General features: G+C 38.0%; 12 protein-coding genes. 10 read left to right on the top strand and 2 right to left on the bottom strand.

Annotated features, from left to right (window positions below):
• Positions 1 to 31: 31 nt before the first annotated feature.
• The 5 genes from U8D43_RS07705 to U8D43_RS07685 all read left to right on the top strand — a co-directional run bounded on the left by U8D43_RS07705 (position 32) and on the right by U8D43_RS07685 (position 4,631).
• On the top strand, positions 32 to 1,132 hold the full coding sequence (locus U8D43_RS07705) for an acyltransferase family protein (protein ID WP_335870661.1): 1,101 nt from the start codon (positions 32 to 34) through the stop codon (positions 1,130 to 1,132).
• Positions 1,133 to 1,204: 72 nt separating this feature from the next.
• The gene (locus U8D43_RS07700; protein ID WP_335870604.1) at positions 1,205 to 2,182 is read left to right on the top strand and encodes a hypothetical protein; all 978 of its coding nucleotides are present in this window, start codon (positions 1,205 to 1,207) and stop codon (positions 2,180 to 2,182) included.
• A gap of 58 nt (positions 2,183 to 2,240) precedes the next feature.
• A complete protein-coding gene (locus U8D43_RS07695) occupies positions 2,241 to 2,840 on the top strand; it encodes a sugar transferase (RefSeq protein ID WP_335870660.1) in 600 nt (199 codons plus the stop codon).
• Between the two features lie 27 nt (positions 2,841 to 2,867).
• Positions 2,868 to 4,085 carry an ATP-grasp domain-containing protein gene (locus U8D43_RS07690; RefSeq protein ID WP_335870603.1) on the top strand — a complete coding sequence of 406 codons (1,218 nt, stop codon included), beginning with the start codon at positions 2,868 to 2,870 and terminating at the stop codon, positions 4,083 to 4,085.
• Positions 4,086 to 4,169: 84 nt separating this feature from the next.
• Positions 4,170 to 4,631 carry a hypothetical protein gene (locus U8D43_RS07685; protein ID WP_335870602.1) on the top strand — a complete coding sequence of 154 codons (462 nt, stop codon included), beginning with the start codon at positions 4,170 to 4,172 and terminating at the stop codon, positions 4,629 to 4,631.
• A 389-nt stretch (positions 4,632 to 5,020) separates the two neighbouring features.
• Here the strand turns inward: U8D43_RS07685 and U8D43_RS07680 are convergent, their stop codons facing one another.
• On the bottom strand, positions 5,021 to 5,881 hold the full coding sequence (locus tag U8D43_RS07680; RefSeq protein ID WP_335870601.1) for a MurR/RpiR family transcriptional regulator: 861 nt from the start codon (positions 5,879 to 5,881) through the stop codon (positions 5,021 to 5,023).
• A gap of 160 nt (positions 5,882 to 6,041) precedes the next feature.
• On the opposite strand from U8D43_RS07680, the gene gnd reads away from it, so the two are divergent.
• Both gnd and U8D43_RS07670 read left to right on the top strand, forming a co-directional pair.
• On the top strand, positions 6,042 to 7,451 hold the full coding sequence (gene gnd / locus U8D43_RS07675) for an NADP-dependent phosphogluconate dehydrogenase (protein ID WP_335870600.1): 1,410 nt from the start codon (positions 6,042 to 6,044) through the stop codon (positions 7,449 to 7,451).
• Positions 7,452 to 8,135: 684 nt separating this feature from the next.
• Positions 8,136 to 8,651, top strand: a complete 516-nt coding sequence (locus U8D43_RS07670) for a hypothetical protein (protein ID WP_335870599.1) — start codon at positions 8,136 to 8,138, stop codon at positions 8,649 to 8,651.
• Positions 8,652 to 9,144: 493 nt separating this feature from the next.
• On the opposite strand, the gene U8D43_RS07665 is transcribed toward U8D43_RS07670, so the two are convergent.
• Complete coding sequence (locus tag U8D43_RS07665) at positions 9,145 to 10,194, bottom strand: ATP synthase beta subunit C-terminal domain-containing protein (protein ID WP_335870598.1); 1,050 nt, start codon at positions 10,192 to 10,194, stop codon at positions 9,145 to 9,147.
• A gap of 178 nt (positions 10,195 to 10,372) precedes the next feature.
• Between U8D43_RS07665 and U8D43_RS07660 the strand changes: the two genes are divergently transcribed.
• The 3 genes from U8D43_RS07660 to U8D43_RS07650 all read left to right on the top strand — a co-directional run bounded on the left by U8D43_RS07660 (position 10,373) and on the right by U8D43_RS07650 (position 12,900).
• On the top strand, positions 10,373 to 10,912 hold the full coding sequence (locus U8D43_RS07660) for a DUF6241 domain-containing protein (protein ID WP_335870597.1): 540 nt from the start codon (positions 10,373 to 10,375) through the stop codon (positions 10,910 to 10,912).
• 293 nt (positions 10,913 to 11,205) lie between these two features.
• Positions 11,206 to 12,435, top strand: coding sequence for an MDR family MFS transporter (locus U8D43_RS07655; RefSeq protein ID WP_442893578.1), 1,230 nt, complete (start codon positions 11,206 to 11,208; stop codon positions 12,433 to 12,435).
• A gap of 78 nt (positions 12,436 to 12,513) precedes the next feature.
• On the top strand, positions 12,514 to 12,900 hold the full coding sequence (locus U8D43_RS07650) for a YkvA family protein (RefSeq protein ID WP_335870595.1): 387 nt from the start codon (positions 12,514 to 12,516) through the stop codon (positions 12,898 to 12,900).
• The last annotated feature ends 296 nt before the right edge of the window (positions 12,901 to 13,196 follow it).

Below are 13,196 nucleotides of genomic sequence, written 5' to 3'. Positions count from 1 at the left end.
GATGAGAAGGAGGAAAACAACATTGAATAAGATGGTGAACGAAATCTTCCTAATGAGAAGTGTAGCTTGTTTGGGAATTGTGATCCTACATTCAGTTGATCGAGTGTTTCCTGAGGGATCTTCAGTAATAATTAGCCTTGTGAAATTATTACTTGTTTGTAGTACGCCGATATTTATCTTTATATCAGAATTTATTCTTGCCAAAACCTATCGTGAGGAACTCCCGTCCACTTTTTGGGGGAAGCGAATTAAATACGTGCTTCTGCCCTTTCTATTCTTTGGAACATTTTATGCGTTAGCAAAGGCTATACAGGAATCTTTAGGCTCAGAAGGGCATGTGGTTACATTATTTCTAACATTCTTATGGAAGCATTTAATACTAGGTGATTATCATGGATATTTTATTCTAGTCATTTTTCAATTTTATTTGCTCCATTATTTTTTTCATAAATTGCTGAAAAAAGCAAACCCTGTTTTAATGATTGGACTCTCACTCTTAACTACTCTTGCATATTTAGGGTTTTTCAACTTTACGAATCCACTTCCAACACCTATTTGGGAGTATATTTGGGAAACATTTTACTGGATACCATTTCCTGGTTGGCTCTTTTATTTCACCTTAGCTTATTATTGTGGAGTTTATTATGAAGAGTTTATTACATCATTAAAAAAATCTGCCAAATGGATATTAATTACACCAATCCTATTCGCGATCATTAGCCTAACGATAGATCGTCTAGGATGGATTGAAGTGATTTCATCTAAAAGGGTAGATATGGTCTTCTACTCAACTAGCCTCATCTTATTGTTATATTACGCAGCAAATCAAATGAAAAATATCCCCAGATTCTTCATAGTAATCAGTCAGTATTCTTTCGGAATTTATTTATTTCACCCGTTTTATTTAGCAGTTATGTATATGGTTTTTTCAATCATTTCCTATACATTTTCACCCGCAGTGGAATTCCTTCTTTACGTCACTGGAAGTACTTTGCTTTCCATGATTTCTACGTATGTACTAAATAAATTACCGTTTGGAAAATATGTTTCCGGCCGGATTGGGATCGGGATGAAAAAAGAAAAACTTCTATTTGATCCTAAGCAAAATTATGTCCAAGCAAGAGCGAAGTAGCAGAGAGCAACCTAGTAAAAACAAGAATAAATCTATGTAGAATTTGAAGTGGAAGGTGGCATTTTTAATACAATGTATACAATTAGACAGTACGTAGTCATTTTAATAGTGTCAGGTTTTCTACTATTGGTCTATCTATTCTTTATAAAAGATAAACCAATTATTGCTAATAAGGATTCTAATGCAGAATATATAAGCCCAGAACAATTTGGAGCAGATGGATATGATCTAAAAGATGATTCACAAGCCATTCAACAAGCGATAGATTCTAGCAAAGACTCAACTAATGGAGTGGTAAAACTTTTAGGAAACCGTGAATACTTGATTACATCAACTATTATTGTAAGAGAAGGTGTTTCCTTAGAATTAGGGTTGAACACGACGGTTTATCTTGAAGGAGACACAAATGGATTTATGTTAGAAAAAGATGCTTCAATCCAAAATGGAACGATTGAAGTGGTAAATCCAAAGTTCGGATCGGATGTCATTACTATACACGGAAATGGTCGTCACTGGTCAATGAATAAGACACAAATCAATAATGTAACCTTATTAAATACGAGTGGAAATAACAAGGGAACAGGGCTTGCCTTATATGCTGAAGAAGCAGGAGATTATATTAGTTTTATGCATATTGGTCGAGTTAAAATAATTGGTTTTGACAAAGGAATTTTGTTGCAGGCCAGAAAAACGAAAAAGGATGAGTATAACTGGGTAAACGGCAATCAATTTATTGATATTGTGCTGGAAGATTGTGTGAATTGCATTGTTATTGATGGAGGAACTGGTTACAACGAAGCCTCAGGAAATGATTTTAGGGGACTTCAGATTCAAATATCTGAAAATACCAAAAATATACTTACTGTAACAGGAACGGATAACCGTTTCGAGGGAATCATATGGGATGAGCATCTTCTTCAGCATTCATCTCCAGTGGTAAAGTTTACTTCAGACTCTGCAAGAAGTTACTTTTATACTAATTTAGACTTAGATTATATAGAAGACAAAGGTGATAATAATTACTACTCTTCTCCTGAAAATGATAGTTGATTAGTACAAGTTTGTGAATCAATGCTGGACGATATTAATCTATTTGGAGGGATGACTTATCTTTCAATTTTATGTCAAAAGGGTAGCGGATATAGTCTTCGGATGTATCTTATTACTGTTACTCTCACCATTATTTTTAATCGTGGCGGTTTTAGTGAAATGTTCATCTTCTGGACCAGTATTTTTCCTACAGCCTCGTTTAGGAAAAAACGGAACAGTATTTAATATTTATAAATTTAGAACAATGGTTCAAGGAGCAGAAAATATAGGAACAGGTATATTTCATGATAATAACGACACAAGAATTACTAAAATAGGTAGTGTATTAAGAAAATTTAGCTTGGACGAACTTCCTCAGCTTTATAACATACTGAAAGGAGAAATGAGCTTTGTAGGTCCTAGACCACCTGTAACTTATTATCCATATATGTATGAGGAATATCCTGCTCCTCAAAAAAGAAGATTTGATTTTTCGCCTGGGATAACAGGTTTGGCTCAAGTGAGAGGAAGGAACTCGATTAATTGGGACCGCAAAATACTATATGACATTGAATATATCGAACGTTTCAGCCTATGGCTAGATTTGAAAATTATTTGCCTTACCATAATCAAACTTATTAAAATGGAAAATATTTATCGTAGTCGCCAAGTTTCTTAGAATTATTAAGTATATAGGGGGATTCTAATGAAGAATATTTTTTTAGTTGTTGGTGGAAGTGTCGGTCACTTACCCGCCATTGAAAAGGCAAAGGAATTGGGCTTTAAAGTATTGGTTGTCGATCGTGAACCTGATTGCATTGGCAGCAGGGTGGGAGATTACTTTGAACAAGTTGATACATTAGATGTGGATGGTGTGATTAAAATTGCCAAGGATTACAAGGTCATTGGCTCTTTTACGATGTCAAGTGACTTGGCAGTTCCAACCGTCTGTTATGTAAATGAGGCATTAGATCTACCTAAGCAAGGGACAGGAATTGCAGAACTCGTGACAGATAAGCATAAAATGAGAGAACAGTTTCTGAAAGGTGAAGTACACTCTCCACCATTTTATGTCGCTCATAGTTATGACGATATTAAATCAATTAAAACGGAAATTGAACAACAGCTCTTGGAAAGAGCCTTTATTATTAAGCCTGTGGATAGCTCTGGGAGCAGAGGGGTAAGTAAAATTACTTCAATTGAACAAGTTGACGAAGCTTTTGAAATAGCAAAATCTTTTTCCAACAAAAGCAAAGTAATAATTGAAGGTTTTGTGGACGGAATCGAAATGGGGGCACAGACTTTTTCATATAAGGGGAAAATGATTTATTGCTTTGTTCATAACGATAATGTGGAGAATCTTTGCCCTGTTGGACATTCGATGCCTTCAGAGCTAGATGAAAAGACCGTAAATAGAATCCAGCAAGAATGTTCGAAAGCACTGGCCAGCTTAGGTGTAGAAAATGGTCCTTGTAATGTTGACATTATTTTAAGTTCTTCAGGTGAACCTTTTATTATTGAAATCGGAGCTAGGTTGGGGGCAACGAAACTACCTGAATTAGTGGAAGCTTCGACAGGAGTTAATTTACTTTCATTAGCTATCCAAGCTGCAAGTGGTCAAAGAATAGAAGTTAAAGAAGTAAATAGCCAAAAACCGACTTCGTGTGATGTGCTCTACTTTAAAAAGAATGGAGTAGTGAGTGAAGTAGGAAATGTTGAAGAACTTGTACAACGTTATCAGCCTTATCAATTTTCAATGAAAGTAGAGGGAAATCATCCTGTCACTCCTTTACGATCAGGTCAAGATCACTATGGATATGTGACTTTCCAGTGTAATTCTGTAAAAGCTGCTGAAGAAAAATGTCAACGGTTTTTAAAAGAATTAAAGGATTTAATTAATGTAAAAGAAGAGACGCTCGTTTAGGAGGTAATTGTTTCAATCCCTCATAAATTCTCTTCTCAAGTCATATCATTGAGGTATGAGCTTGTACGGAGAGGAGAATTGAAGATGAACCGTTCGGGTGCATTTTTGATCGGAGGGTTAGTTTGTTTGTTAGGGGTATCTATTTTCCTGTTTCGAAGCTGCGGAACAGAAGCCGTGCAAACACCGGAGTCATTTGTGAAAAAGTTTTATAGTTATGAGGAAATTGGCGATTTCGGAAGCTCATGGGAATTATTTCATCCCTTCATGAAAGACAAATTCGGAAAGGACAAATATATTGAACGAAAAGCCCATGTGTTTATGCATGAAATGGGGGCAACCACCTTCACCCTTTCAGTTGGCGAAAAGGTGAAGCTAACAGATTGGAAGTATACAAAGGAAGAACTGGCATTGTCAACTGTGTATAAAATTCCAGTTACCCTTACGTATGATCAAACACAATTTGGCGTTTTGTCAATCGGGCAAACATGCTATGTCGTTGAGGAGAACGGAAAGTGGGAAATGATGTGGGAATATCGTGAGGAATAAAGATGGAAGCAGAACCAGAGTTAGGGATTCTGCTTTTTTATAGGGCTGTTTTCGCAAAGAATGTTGCTATCTGTAGCAGTATAAATCCCTTAAGTAGATAGGTTTCAGGGCGTTTTTTAAACGGAATCACTGTCAAAATGGGAGAGTCCTTTTAGACTAAATTCACTAGCTGCAATGGATAGGAAGAGGACCTGTAAAAAAGTGAGAATGCTTAGTCAGTTCCAGGTGTTCAATCTCAAATGGAGAAACATTAGTTACGCGAACATAAAGAGAATCAGATTTAGTGATCTATTCAATCCTATCCAAACGCCAATACATCTTTAAAAACAATCTGCTACGATGAAAAAAAGAAGCTACTCCACCCCCCGGAGTAGCTTCACTCAATGTAATCAAATTTTCTTCGTCGAAATTGCTTCGCGCATTTTTTGTAAAGAAGACTTCGCCCGGTCCTTTCTTTGCATCATGATGTTGACGTATAAAGCATCGACGATACTTAGTTGTGCAATTCGTGATGAGAGTGCTTCGGAGCGATATTCGGTTTCCTCGGAAAAGGTGAATAATGGAATGTCGACCCCTTTGCTTAAAGGAGATTTTGCTAAGTTGGTAATGGCAATGGTTTTCACATTATTATTTTTCGCTACTTCTAATACGTCTAACAAATCTTTATTTGAGCCAGAATGAGAGATAAAAACAATCACATCATCTGGAGTGAGTTGAGAAGCGGAAATGATTTGCATATGAGAATCGTTGTACGCAATTGTAGTCAGTCCTGTGCGTAAAAATTTATGATGCGCGTCCATTGCGACAAATCCCGATCCACCAGTACCGTAAAATTCAATCCGGCGAGAGGTTAACAAAAGCTGTACGGCTTTTGGAAATTGCGTATCGTCGAGGATATTCAGCGATTCTTCCAACGTCCGAATATTGGAGCGGAATACTTTTTGAGCGATTACTTTCTCCGAATCACCCTCATGAATGGTTTCATGAATGTCCTGGATAGGCGTGACGAGCTCGGAGGCGAGTGAAATTTTCATGGCTTGATAGCCCTTAAATCCTAAGTGCTTACAAAAACGAAATACCGTTGCATCAGCCACATTCAAATCTTCAGCAACCTGACTGATCGTCGAGTGAACGATATGATCAGGTTTTTTTAAAATATAGTCGGCTATTCTTTTTTCTTTTTCACTAAAATTGGCATAATACGATCGAATTCGAGGTAAACAAAGATGAGTTTGATTTTCGTCGGCCACTTAATCACGTCTTTTCGAGTAGGATGTGTTAAAAATATTTTAACGTAATGAGGATAATGAAAAAATATTTTTTTATAATTTAAGGCAAGAAAATATTTTTCGTATTATAATAGTATTATTGAAATATTATTTAATTATGCAACGAGAGGGGTTAAAGAAGTTGTCTAAACAACAAATTGGTGTCGTTGGAGTCGGTGTGATGGGAAAAAGCTTAGCTCTTAATTTTGAGAGCAGAGGTTATTCTGTCGCTTTATATGATATATCAGTAGAAAAAATTCAAGAGGTATTAGCAGAGAATATAGGCAAAAACTTGGTTGGTTCAGACAATGTTGAAGAGTTTGTACAATCGCTTGAAAGACCGCGAAAAATTCTATTTATGGTGACGGCTGGAGCGATTACGGATAAAGCAATTGCATCGGTTGTCCCATTTTTAGAAGCAGGTGACATTGTGATGGATGGCGGAAATGCGTACTACGAGGACAGCATTCGCCGTAATAAAGAGTTGGCTGAAAAAGGCATTCATTTCATCGGAGCAGGTGTGTCGGGTGGGGAAGAAGGCGCACTATACGGTCCAGCGATTATGCCAAGTGGAGATAAAAAAGCCTATGATGCGGTTGAGCCGTTCTTAACGGCAATCTCAGCAAAAGTAAACGGAGCCGCATGTAGTACATATATTGGACCAGACGGATCTGGTCACTACGTAAAAATGGTGCATAATGGCATCGAATATAGTGACATGCAGTTGATTTGCGAAGCGTATTATTTAATGAAGAATGTGTTAGGTTTAAATGCTAGTGAACTTCATGAAATTTTCAAAGAGTGGAATGAAGGGGAGCTTGATAGTTATTTAATCGAAATCACTGCCGATATTTTCACGAAAATAGACGAAGAAACAGGCAAGCCGCTCGTTGATGTTATTCTTGATACGGCGGGTCAAAAAGGGACAGGTAAATGGACGAGCATTAGTTCTCTTGAGCTAGGAGTTCCGTTATCCATTATCACCGAATCGGTGTTTGCTCGTTTTATTTCGGCTATGAAAGACGAACGTGTGAAGGCGAGCAAAATTCTTCAAGGGCCAAATGCAACGCTTACAGGCGATAAGGTAGAGTTTATTGAAAACATTCGTAAAGCCCTGTACTTAAGCAAGATTTGTTCATATGCTCAAGGGTTTGCCCAATTACAATCAGCTTCTAAAGAATATGGTTGGGACTTGAAACCTGGCGAAATCGCGATGATCTTCCGCGGAGGTTGCATCATTCGTGCCGCTTTCTTAGAAAACATTAAAACAGCATATGACCGCGATGCACAGTTAGATAATCTACTTCTTGATTCCTATTTCAAAGAAATCGTCGAAACGTATCAACATGCAGCAAGAGACGTTGTCGCATCCGCTATTAAACTTGGTGTACCAGTTCCAGGACTTGCAAGTGCACTGGCTTATTATGATAGCTATCGCTCAGAGACGTTGCCGGCTAATCTTCTACAAGCACAGCGGGATTATTTTGGTGCCCATACGTATCAACGTGTCGATAAAGAAGGTGTGTTTCATACGGAGTGGTTGGAGAAATAGATCTTCAATAAATCTGTTCGTAAACAGAGTTGCTAATGAATATTTTCGTCAAGCGAATTATCCATTTTGGATGGAAATCAACAGTGAAATGAAGGATTGAGTTTCATCATAGTCTAGAAAATAAAAAAGTCAAAAGCCTATATCTAGTAGGTTTTTGACTTTTTTTCTCTCGAATAGATCTGTTTCTGTGCCATAAGAAGATAGAATGTTTTTTAGTTTGGTTGTTTTCGCAAAGTTTGCAGTCTCTTGTATCAGTTTATAATCTATAGAACAGCTTTATTTCGGGTCATCTTTTCGTCTGTTTTTAATGGAAATCAATAGTGAAATAGAGGGTTTAATCAAGAAACAGATGAAATAGCCAGAATGTATGCGAAAGGTCCTCCAATAAAAAGGCAGATTCTTCGAAAAAAAGTGTTTTTTTCATATTTATTCGTTCTTCGATTTTTCTAGTAATGCTATCATTTTGTTCAATCATTTCTTGGTTTCGTAGCTTGGTAAAGTCGAAGAAGATAATTCCTATGAATCCCATGGTTGTCTCTCGCTTTCTCTTGTATTTCAGTATTTACAATTTTTTTTTGCAAAAATAATGTCTCATTTTACATGAAGTATGCTTGAAAATTGTCAGATTCGAATGAGTATGTTAATTTAGTTGTAATAATTTACAAATGAAAAGGAGTTTACTGCATGCCAAAAATCTCTTTAGCTGAAGCGGTCAAGTTGAAAAGTGTATTATCTAAACAAATTCATGATTTAGAGAATGAAATGGATCGAGTTGCGTTTGTGGAGATAGAAAAAGGGAGTGAAATTCCTCCTAAAGTTCGTAACCTTGCTCAAGTAGAGAGCGACTTAGAAGATGTGCGTAAAGATTTTCGTTTGTTAGATAAGCTAATGTACCAAGCAAATATAGAAAATGAAATTTCGTTTAATAATGAAAATTTACCGATTGTAGAAGCGATAGAATATGCTACCCAACTTCGTGCCAAAGCGAGGAAATACAAGGAATTTGGCACTGCTGAGAAGGAAGAGCATCCGTACCATTTCGGCGAAGGGGTCACGATTATTAAGTTAGCTTTGTTCGAACCAGAAGACTATCGTCTGAAAGCAATAGAGTGTGAGCGTCAAGCAAACCGGCTATCTAATTTAATTAATGCGAAAAATTATGGAGTAGAATTAGATTTTGATAGTGAGAAATATTTCTAGTCCTTGAAGTGGTGAGACTCCGCTTCAAGGCATAGAAGGGGAAACCAGCTTTATAGTCTGTTGAAATGGATAGGGCAAACCCATGACTCATAACCCATGACAACTTTACCCCTGAACAATCACCAACTAATGCAATGGATGGTCGATGACCCAATCTGATGTTTATTTTGTCTCCTTCTATGAATCCCCCTGCCAAAATGGCAGGGGGATTTTTCTGTATGGGCTCTTTTTGTATCCATTGTTGACGTTGGCTTTAATAATCCGTGAAATTCTACATTTTTGTAATAATTTCGTCTGTTTTTAATAGGCTCTTTTCGTATACATTGTTGCTCTTGACACAAAGAAAAAACAGGCAGTAGGGTTTTTTCGATTGATTTCTTCTTTTTTATCTAGAAATGAAGAATTTTTCATTAGGAAAAGAGCATGAAATCATACAAGTCAAGGGATTCCTTTTTATTCGAAAAGCCACAATCTTTGCGAAAACAGCCTTTTGTTAAGGTAATACCCCGATATAAGTTAGTTGCCTGATGTCGACATCGTCTGCTGCACCGTCTACGATTCGTTGTATTCCAGTAAGAGAGTCTTGAAGGGTTACGTTTTCACCGGTGATTTTTGTGAATTCTTCTGCTACAAAAAAAGGCTGAGATAAAAAGGCTTCTAGTCGTTCGCCGCGATGAAAGATTTGTCGATCTGCTTCAGCAAATTTTTGGAAGCCAATCGTGTTCGATAGAAGTCGAATTTCACGATAGCGACGTAATAGTTTTTTTGCTCTACGTTGGATGGTGAGGTGATTATTGTCTAAAAGGGCGTCCTCTAGCATCGTAGACGTGGAATAAACCGGATTGACGGCTGGATAAAGACCACGGCCGGCGATATCTACGTCAAATTGAAGGCGCGTCTCAAGTGGGCCAAAAGGGTCATCTTCATCAACAGCACGACCAGATGGATCAAATAGAAAAGTAGTAATATCAGGGTATTTCGCGTCATCTAATTTGTCGCGCAAGGTGAAAAGCTCCCCAGACACAACGATTGCTTGAGTCGAAGCAAGAAGAACTTGCTCTTTGTTGTCAATTTTCAAAAGGCAGTCGACTACTTCATCAACACTGTTACAAATAAAATCGCTCGAGAATTCGACATCCTTGATTCCAGCGCCTTTTTCACCAGGCGCGAGCAATACGGTAGTAAACCCTCGATTCTTCATACGATAAAAGATTTCGCTGAGTAACACGAGCTGCCCAACTTGTGACCGAGCGACAAGACCATTTGTTCCTCCTTCTACGATAGGTGAGAAAACATCTAATACTTTAATTCCAGTTTCCATCATTTTTATCGAACTCCCTCCGATTATCAATTCATCTAGGGTGCAATTCGCTAAGGTGGCTAACGTGACGAGTGTTTTTACTTCTGCGCGCCCAATGGGTGTTTTTCCTGTACATAAATTCGAAACGGTTGCAGGTCGTAGACCGACTGACCGAGCAGCTGCGGTTAAATTAGGAACCCGCCGTTTTAATAAAGCAACATTTAACTTTAAGTGATCGTGCATAACAATCCTCCTTCTGCTTTATATAGTAATTTAAATTACGTCTAAAAGCAAGAGTGTTTTTCCTTATAAGGTATTTTATTTTACTTTTTGGCGAAATGGTTTGAAGACTATACTCTATTTAAAAAAAGAGGGAAATAGTTGTTTCTAGCGAATCTATTATAATAACGAGGTGATGAAAATGAAGGTTTTTCTAAAAAATCATGCACTTTTATTCGTAGTCATAGCAGGTTTTCTCTCAATAGTAATAGGGTATTATTTTACTAAAGTTGAGTCAGAAAAACAGGCTGCTACTGAAGCTTTAATGAACGAGCCTTCCAAAACAGCCTATCCTTCAGGTGATATTGACGGAGTGAATCCATTTTCACACGCAGTCGAAGAGCCGATTTCTGAAAAGCTTATGAAGCAGTACATTCATGCGATGAGTCACCAAAAAGTAAAAGCCGAGAAATGGAGCTTTTATCTGCAAACTGAGGAGAGAATAGCTTATTTACTTCAACAATTGGAAATGAAAAAATATGCGAATGAGGAGACTTACCTAGCGATTCTTCATCGTTGGGAACAAGAGGATTTTTCAAAAGTAGTGCAGGATCATAACGATGTTTGGTATCTACTTGGAGGAACAGTCGGGAAAGCAACTGATGTATTATCTGCCGAGCAAGAAGAAAGCTATATTGCTTCTCAAAAAAATAATGAATATTTGTTTCAGAAGCCGGATTGAATAAATGGATCCAGGCTTTTTTTGTAGAGAAATTTTCAGCATTTGATGCCTAATTCTGCGTAATTGCTGGATAAGGAATTTCCAATGACCGAATCATTTATTTTCATGGAAAACAGTCGAGGATCAGATAAAAACAGATGAAAAAGCGTTCGTTTCCGTAGAAGGCGGGAGCTTTAATTAGTCAATAAGAGGATCCCAGCGAAAGACCAACGTTATTGTTGCACAAGCCAAACCTCCACACCCCAACTATGATATTATCAAATGAGAATAATAGGAACGGGAGAAGGATGGGAATGAAAATGATGAGAAACATTCACCCACTTAGCATCAATATTATAGTGGGTACTTTATTTGTACGGATGATGACGTTTATGACGTTTCCATTTCTAGCGATTTATTTAACAACTGTTAAGGGAGCAAGTCCAGCAGCAGCTGGGGCCGTGATTGGTATTAGTGCGCTGTTTCGACTTTTTGGTGGATTTATTGGCGGGCATTTAACCGACAAATTAGGGCGGGGGGTAATTATGCTTGGCTCGATTGCGGTTTGGATTCCGGTTTATGTCGGCTTTGCTCTAGCGGATACAATTATGATGTTCTTTATTTTAAATGCCTTGAATGGATTATGTTCTTCCTTTTTTGAACCAGCTTCGAAAGCATTGTTATCTGATGTCACCAAGCCAAAAAATAAACTTCTCGTCTTTAATTTGCGTTATGCGGCAATCAATGTGGGGGCAGCGGTGGGTCCTTTGGTTGGGTTGAAAATGAGTACGTCGGAATCCACAGTGGGCTTTTGGTTTATGGCTGCAATTAATGTTCTGTATGCTGTTTCTCTTGCCGTTACGTTTTATCGCTATCGTGAGGATGTTGCCGGTGAAAAAAAGGAAGGACTCCGCCCAACATTGATTCAATCACTAAGTGTACTTAAACAGGATACGGTTTTCTTAATGGTTCTTTTAGGGGCAACTCTTGGAATTTTTGGCTATTCACATATGAATTCAACGATCCCTCAATATATTGCGAATGCACCTTCCATTACAAATGGGGTGGGATTATTTGCTTGGCTATTGGCGATGAATGCTGTAACGGTGATTGTCGTTCAATATCCGGTCACTAGAATAGGCAAGCATTTTTCGCCTTTAATTTCGGTGATGCTCGGCACGTTTTTTGTGAGTGTAGGTTTGATTCTCTTTGGAATTGCTGCAAATGCTGCACTCCTGTTCTTCGCTATGCTCGTGTTCACGGTTGGTGAAGTGATGATGTTCTCCATGACCGATGTGTTAATTGATGAAATTGCGCCCCAAGATCGTCGCGGCTTCTATTTCGGAGCGATGAGCTTTACGACGCTTGGAGGAGTGCTTGCTCCGATGATCGGAGGGGGACTTCTTGAGGCGTTTGGTTTCGGTAATGGGGCGATGATTTTTTCGCTAATAGCAATTGGCTCGCTCTGCGGCTTTCCGGTTCTTTACCTTGCTGGAAAATTACGCCACAGGAAGCAGAATGAGTTGATTTCGGTTAAGGTTTAATGGCAAAATAAACGTAATAAGACTAAAAAAATGAATAAATGGGAATAGAATGAGAAAACGATGAAATGAGGGATAACGGTGGAGAATGATTTAGAAAACGTAGAGATACAATATAGTGAAAAAAAGTTTTGGACCAAGCTGAAGAAATATAGCAAAAAAGCAGGATCGTCAGCTGTCTATGCGGCCCTCCTTTTATATTTTACGCTGCAAAAACCAGAAGTACCGAAGAAAGTGAAAGCAACAATTATTGCTGCCCTAGGTTATTTCATTTTACCAACGGATTTAATTCCCGATTTAATGATTGGAATCGGCTATACAGATGACCTTGGAGCTCTCAGTATTGCTCTCGTTCAAGTAGCCTTTTATATGGATGAAGAAGTGAAGCGTCAAGCAAGAGAAAAAATCGAAGAATGGTTTGGAAAAGATGTAGATACTTCTGAGGTTGATGAGAAGATTGGTTATTAATAGAAGGCTGTTTTGGCAAAGTTTGTTGCTTTTCGTACCAGCCTATAAACGGTGATATCGCTTGGTTTCGAGCATCATTTACGAAATGCGGAAGTGGCTTGCCCAGGGACGGCTGACAAATGCCCCGAGTCCCTAGCCACTGCAGCTAGATCCGTCTATTTTTAATGGAAATCATCAGTAAAATAGGCAATTTAATTAAAAATCAGATGAAATAGCCACGATGTATACGAAAAGAGCCATATAAAAAGAGCCTTTTGAAAAAACTGTTTCATGAGTATGGACGGGGATATGTAGTT

Source organism: Bacillus sp. 2205SS5-2 (assembly GCF_037024155.1).
Classification (GTDB): Bacteria; Bacillota; Bacilli; order Bacillales; family Bacillaceae_K; genus Bacillus_CI.
The sequence above is the reverse complement of the archived record's forward strand: the minus strand, read 5'-3'. Positions and strand labels throughout refer to the sequence as shown.